This is a genomic window from Coprococcus sp. AF16-5 (assembly GCF_003479365.1).
Lineage (GTDB): Bacteria > Bacillota > Clostridia > Lachnospirales > Lachnospiraceae > Coprococcus > Coprococcus aceti.
Map to the genome: position 1 here is coordinate 288,321 of NZ_QUGZ01000002.1, position 24,922 is coordinate 313,242.

Genomic DNA, 24,922 nt, shown 5'->3' on the forward strand with positions numbered 1-24,922 from the left:
CCCTTTTTATTCCTCTTCTGCCTCATCGGCCATAGCCGCCTTCAGCATGATTGCACATTCTATACGCTTCTTCTGAAGCTCACAACCTATGTCATATGCATCAAGTATATTGCCGTGGAACTTGTATGAGTTGGCCGCACAGCCACCGCTGCAATAGAATCTTGCAAAGCAGTCCTTACACTTATCCTTGGCATATACATTGCACAGCTTGAATTCATTGACTATATCCTGATTCTTGATTCCATCGAATACATTTCCTATACAGAAATCGTCCTCACCAACAAACTGATGGCAAGGATAAAGGTCTCCCCAAGGAGTGACCGCCATGTACTCTGTACCTGAACCACAACCGGAAAGTCTCTTGGCTACGCAAGGTCCACCCTCAAGATCTATCATGAAGTGGAAGAAATTGAAGCCTCTTCCCTCCTTATGTCTCTTGATCATCTCCTTAGCCAGGATATCGTACTGCTCAAGCAGTACCGGTATATCCTCTTCCTTTATAGCATATGGCTCGTCCGGAAGTGATACAACAGGCTCAACGGATATCTGGTCAAATCCCAGATCCGCCATATGAAGCACGTCCTGTGAGAAATCAAGATTGTTATGAGTGTAAGTACCTCTTACGTAGTAGCTCTTGCCTGCTCTCTTCTTGGCAAATTCCTGGAACTTGGATAGTATGACATCATAACTTCCCTTGCCATTCCTAGTAGGTCTCATGTAGTCGTGGACTTCCTTCCTTCCATCTATGCTGAGCACCACGTTCGCCATCTCTCTGTTGGCAAATTCCATGATCTCGTCATTCAGAAGCACTCCGTTGGTAGTAAGTGTGAATCTGAACTTCTTGTCATACTTCTCCTCAAGGCTTCTTCCGTATTCCACGGTCTTCCTGACTACATCCCAGTTCATAAGCGGCTCACCGCCGAAGAAATCCACCTCGAGATTTCTTCTTAAACCGGAATTCGCAACCAGAAAATCCAGGGATTTCTTTGCCACCTCAAGTGACATAAGCGCCCTGTCTCCCTTATATTCTCCCTCACCGGCAAAGCAGTATCTGCAGGCAAGGTTACAGTCATGGGCGATATGCAGACACAACGCCTTGACAACTGTCTTTCTCTTCTTGAAATCTATAATATAATCTTTGTATACGTCATCTGTAAATAATGTTCCGTCCTCTACCAGTTGGGCTACCTCGTCATAAGCCTCGGAAACATCTGCGCTGTCATACTGTGACAGTGCCTTTATAATCTGCTCTTTATCATTCTCCTCATATAAAGAAATAATATCATAGACAAGATCGTCTACGACATGTACAGAACCACTACAGACATCAAGCACTATATTATAACCATTGTTCTTGTACTGATGAACCATAATTCTCCTTCAATATATTTCATCGGATCTATCCGTGAAATTCTAATTCAAGGCGCCACACACGGCACCCTTATACACGCACTAAAGAGGACTGTCATCATAAACGACGGTCCCCTTTAGCTGATCAAATACAAACCTGTTACAAATTACTTGTTGTTAACATTCTCACAGCTCTGATTACCAACTGTGCATGATGTCTTACAAGCTGACTGGCATGATGTCTGGCACTCGCCACATCCACCCTTGACCATTGTATTCTTCATAGTCCTGTTTGTGAGTGTTTTAATTCTCTTCATTCTGGATACACCTCTCTTTTTATGTCATATATCGGGATTATAACACAAAGATATATAAAGTAAAAGTTTTTTTTAACTGAGCATAGCCCCCAGCATCCCGCCTGCAACGCACATAATACACTTGGTTATAACTGCTATTCCCTCTCTGTCGCCTGAACCTGTAAACAGCACCGACACGGTCAATGCGACCGATATGTAAGTCAGGCCATACACCATCCCCCACAGGAAACGCTTCTCCCTGACTTTTCTGCCCGTAACAAAGCCCCCGGCAAATGTGGCCACTATGTATATCACAACAACCAGTATACCGAGCACCTTATCGCTTATCCCCACTTTGTATACGACCACCGCCGTTATAAACAGCATGATTATCGTGAGCAGATAGGACAGGATCAATCCCTTTACAACTCCCATAAATTTCTGACTTGCAGACATACTACCACCATATTCTTTACTCTTTACATTATTATGATGTTCCTCCTCATTTTATTAATAAAAATACAGCCTGTTTACTCAAACAGGCTGCATATATCTTCTATATCATAAAAGGTTTTGTATGCACGCTCGCGCGTGATACCATTTGGTTTTATCAGATCCACCACCATGACCGTACATAGCCCTGCCCGGCTGGCAGATATGATACCATTCACAGAGTCCTCAACGGCCACCGCTTCGTCCGGGTTTACGCCCAGCTTCCCGCAGGCCTTCAGATATATATCAGGCTCCGGCTTTCCGTGGGTGATCTCGTCTCCGCATACCTTTTCATCGAAGTATCCGGCTATTCCAACGCTATCAAGTCTCTGCTGCGCCCTCGTCCTCGCAGTGGAGGTTGCAAGTGCCATCTTCACGCCGTGTTCTTTTAAGAATCTCAGCGTGTCCTCGACATGTGGCTTTATGTCTATTCCATACTTTTCCACATGTTCATCGAACAGATCCATTGTTCTCTGTCTGAACGCAAGATAATCAAAATCTTCGCCCATTATTTCCTTAAACACCCGGGCGTTGGAGGTCTTGTTGCCTCCAGCCACCCGGTCACATACATTTTCCATCTGTGCCTCAGGAATCCCTATGCTCATGCCGTTTTCCTTCCAGCACTTCCTGTATATCTTCTCCGTGTCTACCAACACGCCGTCCATATCAAATACAACTGCCCTGTACATAGCACTTTCTCCTACATTAAGCAGCGGCGTTTTTCTTTCTTCTTCTGCCAGCTATGATGATGAATGCAAGCAATGCAAGAAGCAGGATCGCTGCGATTATTATTATGATCAGCACAACCGGTGACATCTTTTCGCTGAGCTTGAAGGTGAATACCTCTCCGGTCTCTCTGTCATATGTTGTCGCTATATTACCGGCCTTATCCTGGGCTGTTACCTCAACCGTGTATGTATCATACTGGTCTACCTGCATCTCATACTTGTTATCTGCCTGATAGCTTGCAGGATCTATGGTATTGCCATTTATAACGATGGATGTGATCTCGTCTTCCTCATTCTCAAGACCTATCGTCATGTTGAATGGCTCTCTGAGAGTCTCTCCATCCTCAACACCCGTTATGATGATTCGTGGTGCAGTACCATCATACGTATAATCAAATTCCTGTGTTGCCGTGTGTCCAACCTTGTCAGTTACTGTAAGTGTTATCTTGTGATATCCGTCTGTCATATCTGAGAAATCGATAAGATTTACTCCGTCTATCTTGGCGTCAACCGAGAAGTCTGAAGTATCACTTACATCCCACAGTGCTTCGTAGCCCTTGTCTCGTATATCAGCAAAATCTGATGCATTGAGAAGCAGTGTTCCGTCATCGCTTGCAATGCTCTTGCTCATGAATCCGGCAAGTGTCGATGTAGCCTTGAGCTCAGGTGGTGTGTTATCGACTGTGAATACCAGGCTGTAATCATCAGCCTTATTTCCCAGTTCATCCTGCGCTGTTATTGACACCTCGTATACACCATCCTCAGAGAATCTCTGGCTTCCTGTGCTGAGTTCTGAAGAATTGCTGTAATTTGTAAAGTATGATGATGACACATCCTTGCTGTCCTTCTTCACGGTTATCTTCACATCATCTGTCGAGAAGAATGACTCCTGAACGCTCAGTGACATATCAACATAGTTCGGTGCGGAAGAATCCATACTTCCTATTGGGTCGTAATTCTTTACTTCCTTGTTGTCCTTATCCACTGCGCTCACCTTTACAACAGGTGCCTTTGAGTCAACCTTGAAGGTCTTGGTCTGGCTGGCTGCCACATTTCCTGCAAGATCTCTTGCATTTGCTGTGATCGTGTACTCGCCATCCTCTGTAAAGTTGTAAGTTGCGGTATGTGGATTGCTTCCTGAGAAGCTGCTTGTTCCCAGCGTAGCGATATTCGATGCCGCTGTTCCGTCCGTCTTTCTGGTTATTGTCACGTTAAATGCATCTGCGGCAAGATTGTTGTTCTCATATGCAAATGAGAATGCCTCATCTATGCTGATGGTTGCATTTACCGCCGTTGTCTGTCTGTCGTTCATTCCTGAAATCGATATAACCGGTGCAGTCTTATCGATTCTGAACTTCACTGTTCTGGTCACAGCCTTGTTGCCCGCCTTATCCTCTGCGGACACGGTGACTGTGTAATCGCCCTGGGCGTCAAATGTCACACCGCTGAGTACCTCTCTGACTGTGCTGACTCCATCGCCCTTTGTTCCCCAGGTAACATTCTTTCTGATATCTCTGTTCTCTACAACAGATCCACCCTCATTTGTTCTGACTACATGAATGGTGTACTTTCCACCTCTCATGTTATCTGTAAGTGTTACAGGGACTGTCACATCGCTGTTGTTTATAGTGTTGACATTTCCAAGCTGTATCTCAGGCTTGTGCTTGTCTATGTAGAAATGGGTTCCTGTTGTTCCTTCATTTCCACACTTGTCGGTAACGGTCATGGTGAGATCATACTCACCTTCCTTATCATATGTGTACTTCTTGCCCCATGTTCCGCCGTTACTCTTTATATAGAAGTATTGCGGATTCTCATCCACTGCTACTTTTCCATCATTCTCTGTGATAATAGTGTTCTGAAGCGACTTGAACTGTTCCTCCACACCAACTCTGAATGATATTGAAGTCTTGAAGTAATTGTTATTATCCAGTCTGTACTCAGGATCATCGTCCACATACACAAGTGGCTCTGTGGTGTCGACGTAATAATTCTTTGTATTGAGAGCACTTGTGCCCTCCTGAACACTGAACGCCTCGTCTGCTGCCGGCTTCAGTGCATTGCCGGAATTATCGGCTCCCTCAACTGTGAAATAATATACAGTTGCCTTGCCGCCCTTAGCTGTCATCTTATATGCTGCAGTGGTCTTGCCATCTGCTGTCTGGAACGGAACCGTTGTCTCTGACCCGTTCGAATCACTGTAGGTCTTGTAGTGTACCTTAAGCGTTGCATTCTGTGCATCCATTCCATAATCGTCTTCTATGCCAAATGTAATAGTTCTGCTCCTGTTAAGGAATCTGCTGCTTCCACCGGACACAACTGATATCTCAGGGCTCTTCTTATCTATTACAAATGAAGTTGTTGCCTTACCCGACTCATTGCCAACCTCATCGACAGCAACGATCGTGATATTATAAAGTCCAGGCTCTCTGAATGTTGTGGACTTTGCTGCATTTGCAGTGTAATCCGCATCCAGCTCATACTTGCTTATGCTCTTGCCATCGCGTGTTCCTGTCACAACGAACTTCTCCACGAAGTAATTGTCAGTTCCCCTTGCTGTTATGGTCACATTGCTGTTATTCCAGTAATTTATCAGCTTTCCGCCGGCAGTTCCATCTATTGACACTGATGGCTTGACGGTATCAACTATCAGGTGTATCTCCTGACTGGCCTTGCTCTCGTTTCCTGCTCTGTCCTTCAGCTTAACAGTCATCGTGTACTCTGTATTTTCATCTGTTATGCCAAGGGCCTTTGCATCCAGTGTCTTTTCTATATCATTTCCTGATACATTAATGCTTCCTGTAATGTCCTGTGATCCGGCTGCGCTGCTTCTGCCTACTGTATATGTAACTTTGCCATTGCTGTCATTGTTATCGGAACCAGAGACCTTGATCTTCACGTCACTCTTTGATCTGTAATAGAATGTCGATCCTGATTTGTATTTCTGGTTTGCACACTCCAGCTTCACATTTGCCGGTGCAGTCTTATCATAGTAAACCTTTATGCTCTGTACTTCTTTGAACTTCGTGTCAGCATTGTTCGGATCGTGTATTCTCGCCATGAGTGAGATCTCGTACACACCCTCATCTGGAAGCTCGTAGGATATGTTGACCGTATTCTTGTCATATGCAGCGGCAACTGTACCCTTTACCTCAACTGCCTTATCCTTCTTTCCTGCAAATGATGTTCTGGTGATCACCAGCTTTGCGTCATCTGCTGCAAGCTGGAAGCCTGATACTGCACCCTCTACAGTCAGAGTATCATCATTTCTCCAGAATATAGCGCCGTTGTCAGCATCTGTACCGTTCACAGATAACTTCTCTCCTGAAAGGCCATCCACATTGACATACACATATGTGTTCGTCTCTGTCTTATTTCCAGCCTCGTCAGTTACCACAACTGTCAGGACATAACTTCCTGAACCATCTATGCTTATCTCTTTTCCGCTCTGCAGGCCATTGTCACCTGTAGATGTTGAATACCAGTTCTTGACCGATGTATATGATCCATTTGCATCTGCCCTCTTGAGTGAAGCGACCGCCGATGCAACACCTGATGTGGCATCGCTGTACTTTATATTAAGAACAGCTTCCTTTGCGTCTGTGACTGTGTACTGCTGATCATTGTTTGTCCTGTCTGTTCCGGCGTTGTCCGTAACCTTTACAACAGGTGCTGTATTATCCACCTTGACTACAGTCTCTATCCTGCCATCTATTCCGGCGAAGTCCTTTGCCGCAAATGTGATGGTGTGCTCTCCATCAGCCAGATATATGTCTGACTTTGTTGAATCCTGTACATCTCCACCGCTCACACGGACATCGCTGCTGTATGTGAACTTGTTTCCTTTTTCAAGGATCGTTTCCTTCTTGCCATCCACGCTGTATGACACGGTGTCTATGTAAGAATACTCTCCAGTTGCCTTCACTGTCAGCTTTGTGGATTTCACATAGCTTGTGGAACCGCCTGTAACTGTGAGTTCAGGCTTTCCTTCCTTTACAAATACAATGTCGCCATCCTCATCTGCGCCGACTGAGTTATTGCCAAACTCGTTCTCCTTGGCGTAAATGACAAGCTTCTTTGCATTGTCTGCATTGTCCTTCTTGAACCACTGTGCACTTATCTCGAATTCATATTCATATCCGCCGGACACAGCCTTTTTGCCTGTGCACTCCACTGCTGAAGCTGCACCCGTAAGCTCGTAGTACAGGCTCACGTCATCTATCTCAGTGTTATCACTGCCGACTGTAACCTTCTTCACCTGTACAGTGAACTTATAAACGTCATCTACCTTGAGCTGAGGGAATCTGTAATCCACTCCGTTCTTCTGTATGACCTCAGGGGTAACACTTGTTATGACAGGAGCTCCGTTGAGCTTCTTGACGATAACACTGGTCTCCTCTGACTTGTTTCCTGCAACATCGACCGCTCTGAACTTGTATGTTCCACTCTTATCAGGTGCAACAAACTGGGATGTGCTCTCAGTCTTGCTCCAGGTCTTTCCATTGTCTGATGAATACTCCACATAGTCTATTCCTGTGGCATTTTCCTCTGCTGCATCTGTGGTATCCTTGGCGTCTATCACAAATGTTCTGTCGGCATCACTGCTTGTGAGGTTCAGGAGATAATAGCCATCGCTCACCTTGTTGTGAAGGTTGTAGTTATCATCAGCCTCAACCGATATTGTAGGTGCCTGCTTATCCACGGCAACCTTTATGGTTCCAAGCAGCTCGAAATCACCGCTCTCATCAGTACCTGTATAATAGTAAATAGCTATCTTCTGTACTGCTGTGTCATTCTTCAGCTCATACACATTATCAAATGTGACAAGCTTTCCTGCTGCATCTGTGGCTGTAGCGATCTTATCGTCCGCTGTAGCTCCTTTGTAAACAGCCACTCCCAACTTGCTGCTGTCGATTCCGTCAACTTTGTCGGACTTGATCTTGAACTTTATTGCCTTGTCAAAATCCTTGAAGCCATACACCATATCCGCCTTATCGCCCTTTACAATGGCAGTTACATCTATGGTCTGTATATCTTCCTCCTCCGCAAACAAATGAAAATGTGAATCAATCGCCACAAGAGTGAGTGTCATAACTACCGCCATCGTAAGCGCGATCAGTCGATGCAAAAGTGATTTATTCTGCATAACCTTTTTCATGTCCCTCTCCTCCTATATCTCTTCATCGGAATGTACTATAATTACATTCTTTATCATTCTTACTGAGCTCGCTGCGCGTCCTCCCTGAAGAACGGCTGTGGAATCATCTGCGTCATCGCTTCTAAGTACGTCCGTTGCTTCCTCGTCTGCGTCATCGCTTCTGAGTATGTCCGTTGCTTCCTCGTCCGCCTCATCACTTCTGAGTATGTCCGTTGCTTCCTCGTCCGCCTCATCACTTCTGAGTATGTCTGTTGCTTCCTCGTCTGCCTCGTCATTTATGAGTACATCCGTTGCTTCCTCATCCGCATCTTCTCTGAGGATGTCTGTCGCCTCCTCAAAGCTGCTGCCATTGATGTCAAGATTCTCTTCGTCTTCCCTCAGAATATCTGTTGCCTCCTCGGCATCATCGCGGAGAATATCAGTTGCAGTCTCGCCTTCATCCTCCAGTCTCTTTTTTCCGAGATCAGCTATCGCTTTCTCGTAATTTGCCATTCCCTTTTCAGAATGTTTTTCGGCTGCAGTTGACTTTACATCCCTTACCGAAATTCTGGATGTATGGTTCTTGATCGCCTCCTGTTTGGAGGCACCGCCTCCCTGTACACTCTCATAGCCCTTCTCCTTGATCTCATCGATCTTCTTACGGGCTGTTGAGCCTGTGGCAATTCCCACCGCCTTCGGTATCTTTAACACGAAGAACAGTACCACCGCCACAATAGCGAATACGATCGCAAGTGCCAGGCCGCCATATAACATTACATTATAAACTGTTGCCATAACCTTTCACTCCTCCCTTACTCGCTCGTTGACCTTGAACTGCCATTTACTATGCTCTTAACTGTCAGGTCATTGGATAACGACTGCCATCCCTGCTTAAGGCCATTTGCAAGTGCCGGAACTTTGTTACCGTTCTCGTACACTTTCCTCACAGCCCTTGTGGCACTGGCATTCCATGCTGCCGAATCGCTTCCAAATTTATTCGAATATCTATCGACCAGATAACTCAGATGGCTTACGTACACGACCGCTGCGTTGTCATCGGTTCCAAGTGTAGTCTCAGCGTTGCCATATATTCTCTCTGCCTCATCATAGTAGCTGTCATCGCCGCTGTTCTCCGCCATCTTGATATATGTCTCAGCCTCGTTCATCGAGTATTCTGAATATGCTTTCTTGGATGTCTCTGTCGCATTCTCGTCCTCTATATCCAGACTGTTCAGATAAAGCGCTGCACTGTTCGCCGCAGAGTTGTAATAATGTAACTGCTGGCCCGCATCATCCGCATTCTCGGCAAGTTCTGTATATACTGAGTACATAACTCCTGAATACTGGCCATTGTAGTATTTTACGCCTCTGTCCGCCGGGAACTGGCTGTTCAGCACCTCTGCGTTGTCGTCCAGGTTCTTCATCGCCTCATCCATCAGCACCTCTATTCTGTTCGCAAGCTCCGGATCATTGGATATCTCGCCAAGATATATGTAAGCTATGTTGAGGTAATTGGTGTATTTGTCAGGATTGGTGTCATCTATGTTGTCACTGTTGTAATCCTGGAATGCAAATATATTTTCCTTGTTCGTATCAAAGCTTGCAGACTTGTTTATCTTGCTGTCACATATCGCAGCGTAATACTTTGCCTGCTTTGCCTGATCCGGGAAGTCCTTGCTCTCATCAACCATATTGAAATATTTCTTGGCCGCACTGTAGTCCTTGACCTCGTCGTAATACAACATGGCTATCTTGAACTTTACGTCGTCCTTTATCTCGTCCTTGTTCTTAAGTGCAAGTCTTATTCCCTTTTCTGCCGCCGTCTCGGTGTTGGCCGAAGTGTTTCCATCGTCCTCTGTATAATAGTAAGCATATGTCTCCATGTAGCCTATATAGGCATCCGATGCGGTTGGGTCTATGTCGACAGCCGCCTTATAGCACTCAAATGCCTTGTTGTAATCGCCCTCGTCGACTGCATCCCTCGCCTCGTTGACCTTGTTGTTGTAATCAAGATCCTTGAGCTGGCCTTTCTTTACTCCGCCTATCACAGCACAGCACGCTGAGAGTATCGATAATCCCGCAACCACTGAGAACGCTGCTATCTTATGCTTTGCCTTTGCCTTGTATGCATCGTCGAGCTCGTTGTAGTGATCCAGCGCATACAGCAGTTCTGAACAGGACTGATATCTGTCCTCAGGACTCGGCTGACAGCACGTCTGTATAATTCTCTCAAATCCTGATGAGAGCATCGGATTCCACTGTCTGATAGGCTTTATCTCGTAAGGAGGCTCACATGGATTCTTGCCGGTAACAAGGTGATAGAGCGTTGCTCCCAGATTGTAAATATCTGTTCTTGCATCCGTGTTGTAGATTCCATGTCCTTGCGCATCACCGAACTGCTCCGGTGCCGCATAGCCTCTTGTTCCAAGAGCCGTGGTATCCGCATTGTTCTCCACTATGTATTCCTTAGCCGTTCCAAAGTCGATAAGCTTTACCGACCCATCCGGCTTCAGCATGACATTTGAAGGCTTCATATCTCTGTATATGATCGGCGGATTCATGGAATGCAGGTAGTCAAGTGCACTGGCAAGCGCCCTGCCCCATTCGATTACCTTTTCCTGTGGCTGTGCTCCCTCCGCCTTGAGCACATCGCTGAGTGGACGTCCTTCTACGAAGTCCATGACAACATAGATCGTGCCATTCTCATTGATGATATCAACGATTCGTGGCAGTACCGGATGATCCACATCCTTGAGGATATTTGCTTCTCGCTCCAATCCCTTTAAGAGTGTGGCTGTACTCTTGGAGCCATCATTCTTGATCTCCTTTACAGCCCACTGTTTATTAAGTCGGTTATCCATGGCAAGATAAACTATTGACATACCACCCTGGCCGACTTTTTTAAGTATTTCGTATTTTCCGTCTAATACCGTTCCTAACTCTGTCATATATTGATCCCCATTACTCCGATTTAATAAGCACTACTGTTACATTATCCGTTTCTTTTCTGTACTTCACAAGCTCTGTGAGGAACTCACAGCCCTCCTTCATCTTCGCCTCGTCGACGCATGTTTCCGGGCCAAGTCTCTCTATCATCTCCTGAGGCGTTATCTTATGTCTGAATCCATCAGAACACAGCATGTAATGCGCTCCGGGAGCTGCCTGCCCAACTACGAAATCCGGTTCCACCACAGGTGAAGCTCCGATACACTGGAGAAGCACGCTTCGTCTGCTGTCCGTCTCCGCCTGCTCCGGTGTAAGTCTTCCCGCTGCGATCTCCCTTGCAACAAGCGTCTGATCTGCGGTGAGCTGTCTTATCCCTGAAGTGATCTCATACACTCGGCTGTCTCCAACATGGAGAATGTAGTACATTTCTCTGTATATGAGGATCGCAGAAATGGTCGTACCAAGCATAAATCCATTCTGCTCGCCATACGCCTTGATCTTCTCATTCTGCTCCACGGCAAGTCTTATCCACTGGTATCTCAGCAGTTCTTCACTAAAGCTGTTGTTGTCAACCATCTCAACAAACTGTGTGTCAAACCAGTTGCAGAAAGCTGTTATGACTTCCTTGCTGGCAACCTCTCCCTTTTCCAGACCTCCCATGCCATCACATACGAGGGAGAACACGACCTGTCCATTTGGAGTATCCGCTATCTTGATCGCCAGCGAATCCTGATTTGTCTTTTTCTTTATTCCTACGTCTGTATTGTATACTGCGCTAAACCCCATATACATTCCTCCCAATATTTATGTCTCAACTCTCGTTGCGGATATTCTATCTAATGTGATAGACAAGCTCCTCGTCCCCGAGTATAACGATCGCATTGTTCGTCAGGAACTTTTCTTCGCCCGCCTTCAATTCCTCTCCGTTCACAAATGTACCATTTGTAGACTTGTTATCGCTGATGAAGCACACGCCATTTCTCTTGGTGATAACACAATGAACTCTGCTTATAGCTGAATTGTCAGTAATCGCATAGTCCACAAGTCTTGCCTTATGTCCGATCTTGAACTCTGCCTTGTCCAAGCTTATTCTCTCGCCCGTCTTCACCCTAAGGAAATATGGTGCCGGTGCTCCATCAAATGGATTGCCCTGCACTGGCTGTGCCTGTGGCATCGGCGGTGTCTGTGGCATTGGTGGTACCGGCTGCATCTGCGGCATTGGTGGCACCGGCTGCATCTGTGGCATTGGTGGCACCGGCTGCATCTGCGGCATTGGCTGCGCCTGTGGCATTGGTGGAATCGGGTTTCCTCCAAATGGGTTGCCCTGCATTGGAGGTATTGGCTTTATCTCCTGTGGCTGTGTTTCAACCGACTCTGCTGGCTCAGGCTTGACATCCTGCGGCTCTGTCACAACAGGCTCTACAACCTCCGGCTTGGCATCCTGTGCTTCTGCTTCAACCGCCTCATCATTCTCCGTTTTATCACTCTGCGGCTGTGCTCCAGCCACCTCAGGCTTAATTGGCTCCTCCATCGGTGGCACGCCTACCGGTGGCATTCCATTTGGTCCCATTGAGCCGTTTGGTACCTGTCCATTCGGTCCCATTGGCGGCATGCCCATCGGTGGCATTCCGTTTGGCACCTGGCCATTCGGTCCCATTGGCGGCATGCCCATCGGTGGCATTCCGTTCGGTGCCTGTCCATTCGGTCCCATTGGGCCGTTTGGCACCTGTCCATTCGGCCCCATTGGCGGCATGCCCATCGGTGGCATTCCGTTTGGCACCTGGCCATTTGGTCCCATTGAGCCGTTTGGCATCGGACCGTTTGGTTCCATCGGCATCATGCCCATTGGCGGCATTCCGTTCGGAACCTTGCCATTCGGCATCTGACCATTTGATCCCATCGGGCCGTTCGGTCCCATCGGTGGCATGCCCATCGGTGGCATTCCGTTTGGCATCTGGCCGTTTGGTCCCATCGGCTGTGCATATCCATTCATTCTCGCATTATTTCTCATAACCTCGAGTCTGCTCACCTTAGGTGACTCACCTCGAAGTATGTGGCTGTTGCCACCCTTTGGAGCATTTGTGGAAAGCTCCTTCATCCTGTCTATCTCAGCAGCGTCTATGCCTGCTTCTGCAAGCATCGCCTTAACCTCGTTCTTCATGTCCGAGTTTGAAAATGTACCTCTCATATTCGCACAGTTTATAAGGCGTGCTACGTAATTGTCATTGTCATTCTCTGAGTATCTCGCATCAACTATCACCGACTTCACAAATGCTCTGACATCGTTGAGATCTGTCACTTCCTTCTGTACCGGAGCGACAATAAAGCAGACATCGTATGTCTCAGGCGATACAAATACACACTGCTCGTCCCTTGCAACATAGCTGAGCGAAACCATATTCTTACCAAACATCTCCAGTGCATGCAGAATGTTGTACAGAAGTGTGAGTATCTCCTTCTTGTTCATCTCCTGTCTCAGTATCTCCGCAAGAGGCTTCTTGTCATCGATCTGATAATTGAACACCCTGACTCCGGCATTCTCCTGCATGTCACACGGTGCCATCTCAGGCATAGATCCGCTTCTGCTCATATCATACACTTTAGCATCTATCACATCACTGATATCCAGACTGTAACTCACTCTGTAAGTTCCCCCCGCCGGAACTACAACAACCTTTTCTCTGTTCATTTTTTCAATCCCTTTCGTCTAAATCCGCATATTTTCCGTCAAAAATTATTCCTTCATTCAAACACCAAAAGCAGGTATTGCTACCTGCTCTTATCCCACATCGTGGGTGGTGTATATTAACTTAATTTGAAGATAAAGTCCTCTCCACCGATGCTTATCATGGCATCGTTTGAAAGCTTCTGCTCTGCATTCTCATCCAGGCGCGCTCCGTTGAGATATGTGCCATTTGTCGCCTTGTTATCCTTCAGATAACATCCATCCTCTCTCTGGTAGATGATGACATGTACCTTGCTGATGGCACCATTACCACCGACATGGTAATCAACACCTCTTGCCGCCTTTCCTATCTTGAACACAGCCTTGTTGACCATAACTCGCTCGCCTGTGTTGACACGGACTATATATGGCATAGCCTTTGGAGCGTTCTTGTTAACCGCTGCCTTCTCAGGTTCGGTATCCTTAACTACGTTCATTCCTCCGGTCAGCTCAACAGTGCTTCCTGTGCCCTTCTGCTCAGGCTCCTCTGCCTTCGCCTTCACCGGATCCATATTCGTCTCAGGCTCCGGCTGGTCACCGTTCATGAACTGTGGTGCAACTATCTGTTCTGTAGGGTTATCTATCTGAGTTTCCTCTGTCTCAGCAACCGCCTTCTGTATGATCTTCGCACGGTTGATCTTGATATTCTTAACAACAGGTGGATTATCCATAAGCTCGTCCGTAGATATCAGAACCGGCTTCTGCTCATCCTTCTTGTCAAGCTCAACCTCCGTAACTCCATCGGCAGCCTTTGCAACCTCTGTAAGTCCTGATGGCTCATGTACTGCCATATCTGATGTGAGAGCCTCTGTCATGCCCTCCTCGTCGTCCTCTTCTTCCTCATCAAGGCTCTCATCTAACTCGAGCTCCTCAAGAACGCTGTCATCAAATACCGACATATCTATCTCGCTTGATACATTCTCTTTCTTCGTCTCATCCGAATCAAAATCAAGATCCTTGAATATTGCATTCGCTGCGGCCGCCTCGTCGCTGATCTCCTCTACCTCATCAAGCTCGTCTTCCTCATCATCGCCAAATGATACGTCCTCAAACTCAGGCAGATCATCCATACTTGTATCAGATTCCACCGTGTCAACTGAAGACTGTGAAACCGACATATCTGATCCTATATCAACGAAGTTCTCCTCCACCTGCATTCCTGCAGACTCCATAAGCTCTGTGAGCTGTGCATAGAAGTTTCTCACTGTGAACTTGTCTGCATTCAACAGATTGAGAAGCTTTGCCACATAGTTGCAATCCTCACTGTCATCATAAATAACGCTCGTCAGCAAGTCCTTTGCGAACATCCTGAATTCGGCATTGATATTGGCTTCTGACTCAACTGGAACACATAACATTCCAACATCGTATGTAACCGGATTAACATATGTAAAGTCCTTGTGAAGAACCACATATGATGCCGGTATTCCAAGATCACGTAAATTAACTATACCAGAAGCTACCCCTCTGATTATCCCCAATATCTTCTCAGCATTTACCGTATTCGAAAGGAGTGCGTCAACCGTTGTCCTGCCTGTAACGTTATATGTAAGATAATCGTTCTCATCATCCTCTTCATAAATGATATCAATGAGCTCAGGAATCCGGTTCTCCTCCAGATAATCCAATAACTCCTCGTCAAACTCACAATCATCATTCAGAATATATGACAAATATTTCTCAGAGCCGATATTTCTTACCTTGAAACTTATTTTCCTCATCAAATATTCCTCCTATCGCACCTCCATAAGCGCATAACTAGATGCATAAAAACCCAAAAGGGTACATACTCCTTTATTATATATAAAAAGTCTATATATCGCAAGCAGTTTATACCCTTTTAGATAATTTTCGCTATATAATTTTGTCTATATTTTTTTACTCTGAATCAGTGCTTTCATCGGAGCCATCTTCTGATCCATCACCCTCTGCAGCTTCCTTTTCCGCCTTGGCTGCATCAGCCTTTTCTATGTCAGCAAGATGTCCCTCGTATGTCTTATTAAAGATACATGCTCCCTGGCTCTCATCTGATGTCAGGTAGTAGTAGTAATCATGCTTAACCGCATTCAGGACACCCTCTATGGATGCCTCGCCCGGATTACATATAGGGCCGACAGGAAGTCCTGTGTACTTGTAGGTATTGTACGGTGAATCAACCTCCAGATCATCATATGACAGTTCTGCCTGATTGTACTGACCGTCAGTCACAACATAGAGAACAGATGGATCTACCTGAAGAGGCATGTCATCATTCAATCTGTTGATAAATACTCCCGCAACCATCGCTCTGTCTGAATCCAGCTTACACTCCTTCTCAACTATGGAAGCCATGGTGAGAACCTCAAAATCTGTATATCCAAGCTCCTCTGCCTTCTTCCTGAAGTCATCTGTGTAAATGCTGTTAAACTTGTCTATCATGTCTTGTATGAGCTCCTTTGGAGTCATATCTGCATATATGTCGTAAGTAGCAGGGAACAGGAAGCCCTGTAATGCGTACTTGACTTCCGATGAAGGTATCTCAAACGGATACTCAAACTCTCCCGACTTGCACGCCTCAAGGAACTCCTTTGCAGAGCAGAAGCCCAGCTCCTCGCATCTGTCAGCGATCTGTTCAACCGTAAATCCCTCAGGAACTGTCAGTGTATATTTTACCTCTCTGGTCGACTCCACGTAACACAGAGTCTTTATCATATCCAATGTCGACATACCTGTTGTGAGTGTGTAAGTACCCGGCTGAAGACTGTGGCTGTACTGCGAGCCGGTCATTCTGAGCTGGAATGCAAGCTTATACTTTATAAGCCCCGCATCCTTAAGTATAGATGCTGCCTCCTTGACAGATGTATCCTCAGGTATGGTAACCTCGATCTTCTCTCCGCCGCCGGCACTGTAGGTGCCCTCGTATTCCTGCATAAATCCGGTATACGTCTCCTTAACCTTGTATACCCCGAACAGCACCAGACATACCGCCAGCGCTATTATAATAACGGGTCTTGCTATGTTTCTCCAATCCATCTCTTTCTCCTTCTGTATCTGCAAATTTCATTTGCCTGTTCTGTTAACTGATGTTATCATTACCCTATCTTATACCAAGAAAGGAATGATATACATGGCAAATCCAATAGTTACTATCACTATGGAAAATGGCGATGTCATGAAAGCAGAACTCTATCCTGACATTGCTCCAAACACTGTAAACAACTTCATCTCACTGATCAAGAAAGGCTTCTATGACGGAATAATCTTCCATCGTGTAATAAAAGGCTTCATGATACAGGGTGGAGACCCTCAGGGAATCGGCATCGGCGGTCCTGGATACTCAATCAAAGGTGAATTCTCACAGAACGGATTCAAGAACGATCTGGCCCACACTCCGGGAGTGCTGTCAATGGCCCGTTCCATGATGCCTGACTCAGCAGGTTCACAGTTCTTTATCATGCATAAGACATCTCCTCATCTGGACGGTGCTTACGCTGCCTTCGGTAAGGTTATCGAGGGACTTGACATCGTAGACAAGATCGCAAATGTGCCAACTGACTACAATGACAAGCCTCGTCAGGAACAGAAGATGAAGACTGTAACAGTCGAGACCTTCGGTGTTGATTATCCTGAACCTGTAAAGGCTTAATTGAAAGTATTATAACCCATATAGCAGTTTTTGAAAACACTTATAATTCTTCTTACAAAAAAATAAACATCTGCCCTGCGATCCCAGGTATACAGGAGTTCGCAGCAGATGTTTTTTTATGTTCATTTATTGTACTATCCTTCCATCCTTCATCTCATATATCTCATCGCACAGATATTCCAGCTCCTCCCTGTCGTGACAGGCGGTGATTATAAGACTTCCTCCATCACGCAGCTTCAGCAGCTCCTTCTTTATGTTCTCTACAGACTCTTCATCAAGTGCGTTGATAGGTTCATCCAGCACTATGACATCCGGCTCTCCCATGATTGCATTTGCTATGCCAAGCTTCTGCTTCATTCCAAGGGAATACTTTCTGTATACCCTCTTATCATCCGGATCAAGACCTGTCCTCTCTATGGCATATCTGACATCGTCATCACTGATCCCTCCCATGAGCTTTGCCAGAAGCCTGAGGTTCCTGAAGCCTGTGTACTGAGGCAGAAATGACGGATTCTCTATCAGAGCACCTATACTCCGTGGAAACTTTATGTCCCTGTGGAGCTCCTCATCATCTATATATATGTGTCCTCCATCAGGTATGAGCAGACCACATATAGCTCTCATAAGCATTGTCTTGCCACAGCCATTCTTTCCACGGAGTCCATATATCCTGCCCGGAGTCATGGTCAGACTGATATCATCAAGTATGACTGAACCCTTTATCTTCTTATTCAGATTTTCTATCCTTATCTCGCTCATATGTATTCTCCTATCAGATTATATCCTTATTATCAAAATACACGATTCCTCCTGCAAATGCAGTGATCAGCATACCAGCCGCAAGCACCACTCCACTCATGGGATTAACCCCATCTGCCACTACATATGACACTCTCTGCCACATCGTATAATTTCCCGACAGATACCATACAGTATAGTATGCCGACAGAACATACACTCCACACACCGCTGCAAAGCTGATGACCGGCGTGATTATAAAACCCGCCAGTACCTGAAGCTGGCTTATCCCCAGCGTTACCAGCATCGGTATAAATAATGTTATCAGAAGCAGATCTGCGGCACTAAGATTGTATGTCTGCGGAGGATACAGCCGTGTTGTCAGCGCCGCCGTCATATCCATGGTCATATCTGCCCCATATGCCGCCGCCATTAAATATATCGTCAGCACACATACAGCAAAATACATTACCACAGCCACCGTACAGTATATGAGCTTGCTGACCCACCAGCTTCTTCTGCTTCCGGACGCAAGGCACACCACTCTCGCATTTGCGGCAAAATCATCACTGGAATAATATGCCAGGAAATAGGCCAGGCCTATCTGGAACGCAAACCAGTATATCGGTATGTAAAATACGCTCCTTGGATCAAAGTAATACACCTCCATCCCCTTCATCGCAAACAGAAGATAGTCCGCAAATGTTCCGTTGGTCAACAGGATATTCCCATCTGCAAGCTCGATAAGATATGCGTGGAGCTCACGTGTCTGCGACACCGCAAACAGTAACGGCAGTATAAAAAGAACACATCTCCTTAATATTCCATTTTCCATATCTCTTCCGAGAAGTCTCAGAGTCCTCATTCCCGCATCACCTCATATCTGTCCACCACATACATTCCTTTTTTATCTGTATTTCCTTCTTTCATAGAATATCCCTTCTTCTGTGCCATATGTATATAAGAACGAGTGCCGCTGCACTCACCGCAGCATACATCGTCACCATCTGGTACCTGTATGTAACCACATTCTGCAGTGGATTGACCATCTGCATGGCTGACCAGGTTCCAATCCCACGTCCCTCAAACATCACACCGGTAAATACATACAATGCGAACGGAGCCATTATCGTTGAAAATCTGCTCCCGCACCACCTCGCAAAGCACATAGCCACAAGACCTGTTATCCCTCCAAACACTGCATCGAGCAGCGTAAACAGCAACGCATAGCACACAGGATGCTCTGCAAATATTCTCGGGAACATGTGGCAGTCTATAATTCCTGCATACAAAAATGTCAGTTTTTCCGGTCTTTTATCCGGATATATCCCCGCAGCAATGAACATGGCTATGAGCAGCGGGCACGCCACGGCTGCCGCTCCCGAAGCCGCCACAGCCGCTTCCTTTGCAATCATATAGCTTAAGCGGGACGTCTTAATACATATACTGCTTTCATATCCGGTTTTTTGATCCTGATAACACGACCCCGCATACGGAAAACACGCAATCAGTGGCAGCAGTACGTAAAACAAGCTGTTGTATGCAAACTGATAGTCTGTCCCGATCCATGTCTGGATCAAAGCCCTGCCTCTGTTAAATCCATACTGGCTGACATTAAGCCATATGTCCGCCAGCCCAATCAACGTTCCCAGAGCTACGCTTACTGCAAGCCACTTATTTCTGAACGCTCTGGTCATTTCAAATCTTAATACTCTCATATCTCAACACCACTTCATTCAATATCCAGTCTGATCATCAGCTTATCAGGTTCAAGGGTGAGTACATAATAGAAGCTCTCCCGCTCCAGGTTATCCCACGTATCCCTGCTAAATGACACCCGCGCCAGACTTGTCACATACCATATATCCTGATTCATTCCGGGCTCCAGATCATTACTTGTAAACGTATTCAGTTCCCGGCCAGAATACAAATTCACCGAACTGCACCATGTCTGTGACTCAAAGCCACACTCAGTCGCCGCCATCACAGTATCCCAATCGATCGGTTCTTCAGTTGTATTATCTACATTCAGGCGTGTACAGATAAACCGATCCTCCGGGCTCAGCACATCCACACTGTCCACATTAAAACGTGCTTTATACTCATCTATACTGTATATGCGGGTCTCCCTGCATTTTATAAGCAATCCATCCACCGATACATTCTCAGCCGCTTCTACAACTCTGGTGTCATCACTGTACGCCCTGTTAACGCTGAATATTCTTCCGCACCACAAGGTGACTGCACACAAGCTCACAACACCCAATGCCATCAGAACACCTCTCCTCATGCATATACCTCCACAAAATCTGATTCCCACCTCATGGCTTGTCATCCGCTTCCGGCTTTGGGAGTGCATCCAGATCCACAAAATCCGGAAGATCCGCCGGATTGTACGTAAAATATCCTGTGATCACCTGTCCATAATAATATTTCACGCCATCCTCCGGCTCCTGTGGCACAACAAGTCCAATCGTACATTCCATTGTCTCGTGTCCTTCCAGTCTGTATAGATAGTACCAACTGGCTCTGTCATCGCCCTCTGTGTGGACTGATTTGTCAAAGTATACCATTCCTTCTACGAACGAAACCTCACTCTCACCGGGAATCCTCTCCACAATGTCGTATGGGAACACATTCTTCACAACCGCATCCCCGGTATTCGTCAGTCTGCACTTAATAAAATACAGCTTATTGGTCTTTACCACAGTCTGCGTATGCTTATCTATCACATCCTGATACTGTGCAGTTATCTCCTCACACTCCTCAGGAGTATACGCATCCCCTGCCGACTCCTGAAATTCCTTGTATCCCGGAGCCTCCTCATACAGAGCATCCCAGTCTGTTATCTCCTCCTCCGACTCAGGCTCCGGCAGAGTCTCACTGCGAAAATATTCAACCGGATATTTATCCTCTGTTGTTATCTCGTCACCTGTGTATACATCAGCCGACAGCAGCTCTATCTTCACCGCTCCTGACATCAGCACGTTATCACCCACACCTTCTTTTTCACTTATTTTCTCTCCGGTCTTGTTTCCCGAAGCTTCGCTGTCTGTCTCTTCAGATGCCGCCTCAGACGACTTCCTTAACGCTCTGTCCTCTGGGGTTTCCCGTTTTTTCTGGAGCACATACGCCGAAGCTGCCACTGCTGCCATGATCAGCACTGCTGCCACTGTCATCACAAGATATCTTTTCTTCTTCACTTCTACTCCTCCCAACTCTGCCTTTGCCATCCGTCTTATGTCACTGCTTTAATCAGTCATAAATAGTGTAATTTCTTGTGGAATCCGGACTCCACCAGCCCTTTGAATCAGTCTGTGCTTTGACTGTCCTGTGCATCCTCAAGCCTGCATAGGCATAGCCTTTCTCGTTTACCATGTTTGTGATACTCGCCTCAATTCCAAGCGGAATAATATGCGTATCAGATTTTACTATTGGGTTTGTCCCTTTTGATGAATGCGAGCCCATTACTGTGTAACTGAGCTTTGGTCCTACTGTTGGATATACATAAACCTTTGTCTTATTATATTTACGTCTGTACGAACTATAACCATATCCGCTGTTATTGTTGCTAAAAGTAAACAGCTCGTTATCTGTATTAGAATATGATTCTTTGCATGTAACCACTGTACCTGCATTATTTGTATGTACATTCTCAGCCTTAGCAGGTGCAGCAATTCCCGCTGCTCCTGACACTGCCATCGCTCCTGCAACAGCGAACATCGCAAGCTTTGATTTCATTGACTTCTTCATAACCTTTTGTCCCTCCTAATTAATTATCTGCGGTCTTTACTCCAATTTTGCCACTTTTAACAATTTTGCTATTGTACTTTTCTGTGTCTGATAGTACAATCCGTTTATCAAGATTTTTCCAGCAAATGATTGTCTTGATATTTCTAATATCCTGAAGCTCAACTCTTCAGGATATTTTACTTTGTCTCTTTCTGTGAATCGATATTCCTGAGACACTCTGGGAGTTCTATCTCTCCCCATGCACCGAAACATCCTGTCAGTCTAATCACATCTTCTGCCATATTCTCAAGTATGTCCGACAGCATATTTCTAACCCTCTTCTGCGTCACGCATTGTCACCCCCTTTTTATTTCTTTTTATCAGAGATGATAATTTTAATATCATCACTTCTATAATCTGCAACAACCATATCCATACAATATAGTTATTGTAAGATTTCACCCCAAGACTCACCGCTCCAATTATCAGCACACCTGCTATACCACGAGCCTTTATCATATTTTTTCTATGTTGATTATATTTAGGTCTCTGTTTTGATGGTATAGGCGCAAATAATGCTATAACTACTATCTCCGATACCCACAATGAATTCTGCAGTTTGCTTGACAATATAATATTTTCTCCGCATGCTAACACCACGATATAAAACAATACAGTCACCGCTGTACAGCCATACCATGTTTTCATATGTATACCGCCAAGATAATTTCTTGTAAGTTCTATTGTCAATCCTGTTATTATTGCTATATCAACGTGTCCCAATATTGAAAAGAGGCCCAAAATAATTAAATATTTCTCTACCTTGTCAATAAGAAGCAGTATAGAATATTGTATTTTTACATCACGATCCTCATCGCTTCTGTATTTTCTGCCCAGCAGGATCTGTGTTAATAATATTCCCAGCTTATTGTTTAGATTATCTATTTGACCACCTCCACTTTTCTTTTATCATACAACTACTTAGATTGCAATATATTTTGCTTAATTTGTCATGAACGGTATCTATCATGTCATAAACGACAATTGACGCGGTATAAATCGTCTTTGTATAATGTTATATTATCTTTATGGAGGTTGCCATGATACATCATATCGTAGACTCTTTTTGTTATATTATTGAAATTTTATATGATCTCATCATGCTCTCATCCATTGCCGGAGTACATATAAAAGAAATGCGACATCCTGTGATAAGTGCAATTTTATACTTTTGTTTGGGAACCTTTTTTTCATCCCTGTTTCCAGGTGCGCTTGGGTGGATCATCTTATGTTCACTAGCCTATTTAACGACTCTTTTTATCTTAAATACGACTATATTTAATTCTCTAATTGCCTTCGTCATATCACACACTTTTATCCTTCTTATTCAAAATTCTATAATTCTGTTATTTTACAGAGTGAATTTTAATAATCAGATAGCCTCCTCCATCGCAGGCTCCCTGATTACTTTTTCTATTGCTTGTGCTATATGCAGGCTACTTCCATTCCATAGCTTCTACTCTCAGTTGATTAATGGCAGATTTTTATCCAAGTACCTTGTAATACATGTTTTTCTGATAATCATGCTTGAGCTGGGACTGCGTAAATACAGCACATTTAACACAATCATATATATCCCCCTCATCTCATTTTTCACCGTGATAGTCCTCATCACCGACATAGTAATCCTCAGCCAGCAACAGATCATCAGCAAGCAGCAGCACGATCTGGCAAATTACAACGTCTATCAGCCTATGATGGATGATCTGATTGAGGACGTCACGGGAAGGCAGCATGACTTTGACAATATATTGACCGGTATTCGAATGCTTCCATATACACACACCGACTACAGTTCATTAAAGGAGGCTCTTATCAGCAGTTCAGATGAGGTTATATCCGAATACAGAACCACCGAGCTTCTAAAAATCAACATGTTCGTGATCGCCGGGTTTATATACAGCAAACAAAAGCAGGCAGAAAAGGCGCACAAAAAGCTGAATATTGTCGTTCACAGCTATCTGCTCGAGAGCCGGATGCCTGAATATGAGCTGGTCAGGGTTCTGGGAATACTCATCGACAATGCACTGGAGGCCATATCTGAGCACGATAGTATGACTCTGCACCTGGATAGCCGGGACGGCAGAATCATCATCACCACTCTGAACAAAGGTCCTCTGCTAACACCCGAGATCAGAGCAAAGCTTTTCACAGCAGGCTATACCACCAAGACCTGTGATCGTCAGAAGCACGGCCTTGGTCTTTACAATCTCAGGCGTCTGGTATTTAAATATAATGGAAAAATATATCTGGAAAACGATTATCTTCTGGATGATACTCTGGTGCGTTTTGAAGTAATGGTTTAAAATACAACACATAGAAGGAAGGAGTCTTTTATAATGAGAGCTTTGGTAGTTGAAGACAATGTGGCACAATTAAATGGTCTGGCAGAGATAATAGAAGAAAGCTTCCCCGACATAGAATGTCTGAAGGCCGCCTGTTATGATGATGCTCTGGCTCTGGCAGATTCGCACAGCATCCAGCTTTTTCTGCTGGATATACAGCTTGGCGCCGACCCGGATAAGGACGGAATAAAGCTGGGAGAACAATTGCGAAGAAATCCGCGTTATCAGACAACTCCTATTTTGTACGTGACAGCTCTTGTAAACGAAGCTCCCAGAGCGATCCACAAGACCAACTGCTACGATTATCTGGTCAAGCCCTACTCACAGCAGGATCTGATAGAATCTGTCTCCAAGCTTCTGAACTTTTCTCTGATCAGGGAGGAACCAATAGAGCTTACCGACAGAGATGGTGTACTTGCCAGGATCAGACCAGACAATATACTATACATTAAATCCGAGCTGCGAAACATGCATGTCCACACAACCACCGGACTATTTATATCCACAGGAACACGACTCTCTGTATTTGCGGACTCTCTTCCATCGTATTTTGCGCGCTGCCACAAGAGCTTTATCGTAAACCTTCATCATGTGGATACCTACGACAAGGTTACCGCCATGGTATCGCTTGACACACCGGACTATCAATGGATACCGGTTGGCCGCAAATATGCCACAGAGTTTGGTCACAGACTTAAGGCTTCCACAACTGCGCACAAACACGTTGAACAGGCTTAGCAATGATAAG

The 24,922-nt window shown here is 45.4% G+C and carries 22 protein-coding genes; 3 read left to right on the top strand and 19 right to left on the bottom strand.

Annotated elements, in window-relative coordinates:
- Positions 1-6 precede the first annotated feature (6 nt).
- From scfB to mltG, 11 genes are all read right to left on the bottom strand, one after another.
- A complete protein-coding gene (gene scfB, locus DWW70_RS06260; protein ID WP_055146142.1) occupies positions 7-1,371 on the bottom strand; it encodes a thioether cross-link-forming SCIFF peptide maturase in 1,365 nt (454 codons plus the stop codon).
- 146 nt (positions 1,372-1,517) lie between these two features.
- Complete coding sequence (gene scfA / locus DWW70_RS06265; protein WP_015534334.1) at positions 1,518-1,667, bottom strand: six-cysteine ranthipeptide SCIFF; 150 nt, start codon at positions 1,665-1,667, stop codon at positions 1,518-1,520.
- Positions 1,668-1,739: 72 nt separating this feature from the next.
- Complete coding sequence (locus DWW70_RS06270) at positions 1,740-2,102, bottom strand: TIGR04086 family membrane protein (RefSeq protein ID WP_015534335.1); 363 nt, start codon at positions 2,100-2,102, stop codon at positions 1,740-1,742.
- 74 nt (positions 2,103-2,176) lie between these two features.
- Positions 2,177-2,827 (bottom strand): HAD family hydrolase, encoded by a 651-nt coding sequence (locus DWW70_RS06275; RefSeq protein WP_055146139.1) that lies wholly within the window; start codon positions 2,825-2,827, stop codon positions 2,177-2,179.
- Between the two features lie 16 nt (positions 2,828-2,843).
- Positions 2,844-8,024, bottom strand: a complete 5,181-nt coding sequence (locus DWW70_RS06280) for an Ig-like domain-containing protein (RefSeq protein ID WP_118649471.1) — start codon at positions 8,022-8,024, stop codon at positions 2,844-2,846.
- Between the two features lie 12 nt (positions 8,025-8,036).
- Complete coding sequence (locus DWW70_RS06285; RefSeq protein WP_118649472.1) at positions 8,037-8,798, bottom strand: hypothetical protein; 762 nt, start codon at positions 8,796-8,798, stop codon at positions 8,037-8,039.
- 17 nt (positions 8,799-8,815) lie between these two features.
- On the bottom strand, positions 8,816-10,951 hold the full coding sequence (locus tag DWW70_RS06290) for a serine/threonine protein kinase (RefSeq protein WP_118649473.1): 2,136 nt from the start codon (positions 10,949-10,951) through the stop codon (positions 8,816-8,818).
- Positions 10,952-10,964: 13 nt separating this feature from the next.
- A complete protein-coding gene (locus DWW70_RS06295) occupies positions 10,965-11,735 on the bottom strand; it encodes a PP2C family protein-serine/threonine phosphatase (RefSeq protein WP_118649474.1) in 771 nt (256 codons plus the stop codon).
- A gap of 46 nt (positions 11,736-11,781) precedes the next feature.
- Positions 11,782-13,638 (bottom strand): FHA domain-containing protein, encoded by a 1,857-nt coding sequence (locus DWW70_RS06300; RefSeq protein ID WP_118649475.1) that lies wholly within the window; start codon positions 13,636-13,638, stop codon positions 11,782-11,784.
- A 116-nt stretch (positions 13,639-13,754) separates the two neighbouring features.
- Positions 13,755-15,395: a DUF6382 domain-containing protein gene (locus DWW70_RS06305; RefSeq protein ID WP_118649476.1), complete on the bottom strand. Its 1,641-nt coding sequence runs from the start codon at positions 15,393-15,395 to the stop codon at positions 13,755-13,757.
- A gap of 157 nt (positions 15,396-15,552) precedes the next feature.
- Entirely contained in the window at positions 15,553-16,686 is a 1,134-nt protein-coding gene (mltG, locus tag DWW70_RS06310) for an endolytic transglycosylase MltG (RefSeq protein ID WP_055146128.1), read from the bottom strand.
- Between the two features lie 94 nt (positions 16,687-16,780).
- Between mltG and DWW70_RS06315 the strand changes: the two genes are divergently transcribed.
- Positions 16,781-17,299: a peptidylprolyl isomerase gene (locus tag DWW70_RS06315; RefSeq protein WP_015534342.1), complete on the top strand. Its 519-nt coding sequence runs from the start codon at positions 16,781-16,783 to the stop codon at positions 17,297-17,299.
- 126 nt (positions 17,300-17,425) lie between these two features.
- Here DWW70_RS06315 and DWW70_RS06320 read toward each other — a convergent pair whose 3' ends face one another.
- The 8 genes from DWW70_RS06320 to DWW70_RS06350 form a co-directional block, all read right to left on the bottom strand.
- Positions 17,426-18,058: an ABC transporter ATP-binding protein gene (locus DWW70_RS06320; protein ID WP_117875331.1), complete on the bottom strand. Its 633-nt coding sequence runs from the start codon at positions 18,056-18,058 to the stop codon at positions 17,426-17,428.
- A gap of 13 nt (positions 18,059-18,071) precedes the next feature.
- Positions 18,072-18,902: a hypothetical protein gene (locus DWW70_RS06325; RefSeq protein ID WP_117549805.1), complete on the bottom strand. Its 831-nt coding sequence runs from the start codon at positions 18,900-18,902 to the stop codon at positions 18,072-18,074.
- Between the two features lie 61 nt (positions 18,903-18,963).
- Positions 18,964-19,755 carry a hypothetical protein gene (locus DWW70_RS06330; protein WP_015534349.1) on the bottom strand — a complete coding sequence of 264 codons (792 nt, stop codon included), beginning with the start codon at positions 19,753-19,755 and terminating at the stop codon, positions 18,964-18,966.
- A gap of 14 nt (positions 19,756-19,769) precedes the next feature.
- Positions 19,770-20,327, bottom strand: a complete 558-nt coding sequence (locus DWW70_RS06335) for a hypothetical protein (RefSeq protein WP_015534350.1) — start codon at positions 20,325-20,327, stop codon at positions 19,770-19,772.
- A 31-nt stretch (positions 20,328-20,358) separates the two neighbouring features.
- Entirely contained in the window at positions 20,359-21,240 is an 882-nt protein-coding gene (locus DWW70_RS06340; protein ID WP_238051178.1) for a hypothetical protein, read from the bottom strand.
- A 52-nt stretch (positions 21,241-21,292) separates the two neighbouring features.
- A complete protein-coding gene (locus tag DWW70_RS06345) occupies positions 21,293-21,790 on the bottom strand; it encodes a hypothetical protein (protein ID WP_015534352.1) in 498 nt (165 codons plus the stop codon).
- Between the two features lie 176 nt (positions 21,791-21,966).
- Positions 21,967-22,119, bottom strand: a complete 153-nt coding sequence (locus tag DWW70_RS14850) for a hypothetical protein (protein WP_156332998.1) — start codon at positions 22,117-22,119, stop codon at positions 21,967-21,969.
- A complete protein-coding gene (locus DWW70_RS06350; RefSeq protein ID WP_117875329.1) occupies positions 22,100-22,714 on the bottom strand; it encodes an accessory gene regulator B family protein in 615 nt (204 codons plus the stop codon). The genes DWW70_RS14850 and DWW70_RS06350 overlap by 20 nt, the downstream gene beginning before the upstream one ends.
- Positions 22,715-23,352: 638 nt before the next feature.
- On the opposite strand from DWW70_RS06350, the gene DWW70_RS14855 reads away from it, so the two are divergent.
- Together DWW70_RS14855 and DWW70_RS06360 are read left to right on the top strand one after the other, a co-directional pair.
- The gene (locus DWW70_RS14855; RefSeq protein ID WP_015534354.1) at positions 23,353-24,135 is read left to right on the top strand and encodes a sensor histidine kinase; all 783 of its coding nucleotides are present in this window, start codon (positions 23,353-23,355) and stop codon (positions 24,133-24,135) included.
- A gap of 33 nt (positions 24,136-24,168) precedes the next feature.
- A complete protein-coding gene (locus DWW70_RS06360) occupies positions 24,169-24,912 on the top strand; it encodes a LytR/AlgR family response regulator transcription factor (protein WP_118649477.1) in 744 nt (247 codons plus the stop codon).
- Positions 24,913-24,922 lie beyond the last annotated feature (10 nt).

Excerpts from the sequence above, each read along its gene's own strand:
- scfB (WP_055146142.1), bottom strand. The coding sequence starts at position 1,371 with ATGGTTCATCAGTACAAGAACAATGGTTATAATATAGTGCTTGATGTC.
- scfA (WP_015534334.1), bottom strand. The coding sequence starts at position 1,667 with ATGAAGAGAATTAAAACACTCACAAACAGGACTATGAAGAATACAATG.
- DWW70_RS06270 (WP_015534335.1), bottom strand. The coding sequence starts at position 2,102 with ATGTCTGCAAGTCAGAAATTTATGGGAGTTGTAAAGGGATTGATCCTG.
- DWW70_RS06275 (WP_055146139.1), bottom strand. The coding sequence starts at position 2,827 with ATGTACAGGGCAGTTGTATTTGATATGGACGGCGTGTTGGTAGACACG.
- DWW70_RS06280 (WP_118649471.1), bottom strand. The coding sequence starts at position 8,024 with ATGAAAAAGGTTATGCAGAATAAATCACTTTTGCATCGACTGATCGCG.
- DWW70_RS06285 (WP_118649472.1), bottom strand. The coding sequence starts at position 8,798 with ATGGCAACAGTTTATAATGTAATGTTATATGGCGGCCTGGCACTTGCG.
- DWW70_RS06290 (WP_118649473.1), bottom strand. The coding sequence starts at position 10,951 with ATGACAGAGTTAGGAACGGTATTAGACGGAAAATACGAAATACTTAAA.
- DWW70_RS06295 (WP_118649474.1), bottom strand. The coding sequence starts at position 11,735 with ATGGGGTTTAGCGCAGTATACAATACAGACGTAGGAATAAAGAAAAAG.
- DWW70_RS06300 (WP_118649475.1), bottom strand. The coding sequence starts at position 13,638 with ATGAACAGAGAAAAGGTTGTTGTAGTTCCGGCGGGGGGAACTTACAGA.
- DWW70_RS06305 (WP_118649476.1), bottom strand. The coding sequence starts at position 15,395 with ATGAGGAAAATAAGTTTCAAGGTAAGAAATATCGGCTCTGAGAAATAT.
- mltG (WP_055146128.1), bottom strand. The coding sequence starts at position 16,686 with ATGGATTGGAGAAACATAGCAAGACCCGTTATTATAATAGCGCTGGCG.
- DWW70_RS06315 (WP_015534342.1), top strand. The coding sequence starts at position 16,781 with ATGGCAAATCCAATAGTTACTATCACTATGGAAAATGGCGATGTCATG.
- DWW70_RS06320 (WP_117875331.1), bottom strand. The coding sequence starts at position 18,058 with ATGAGCGAGATAAGGATAGAAAATCTGAATAAGAAGATAAAGGGTTCA.
- DWW70_RS06325 (WP_117549805.1), bottom strand. The coding sequence starts at position 18,902 with ATGAGGACTCTGAGACTTCTCGGAAGAGATATGGAAAATGGAATATTA.
- DWW70_RS06330 (WP_015534349.1), bottom strand. The coding sequence starts at position 19,755 with ATGAGAGTATTAAGATTTGAAATGACCAGAGCGTTCAGAAATAAGTGG.
- DWW70_RS06335 (WP_015534350.1), bottom strand. The coding sequence starts at position 20,327 with ATGAGGAGAGGTGTTCTGATGGCATTGGGTGTTGTGAGCTTGTGTGCA.
- DWW70_RS06345 (WP_015534352.1), bottom strand. The coding sequence starts at position 21,790 with ATGAAGAAGTCAATGAAATCAAAGCTTGCGATGTTCGCTGTTGCAGGA.
- DWW70_RS14855 (WP_015534354.1), top strand. The coding sequence starts at position 23,353 with ATGCTTGAGCTGGGACTGCGTAAATACAGCACATTTAACACAATCATA.
- DWW70_RS06360 (WP_118649477.1), top strand. The coding sequence starts at position 24,169 with ATGAGAGCTTTGGTAGTTGAAGACAATGTGGCACAATTAAATGGTCTG.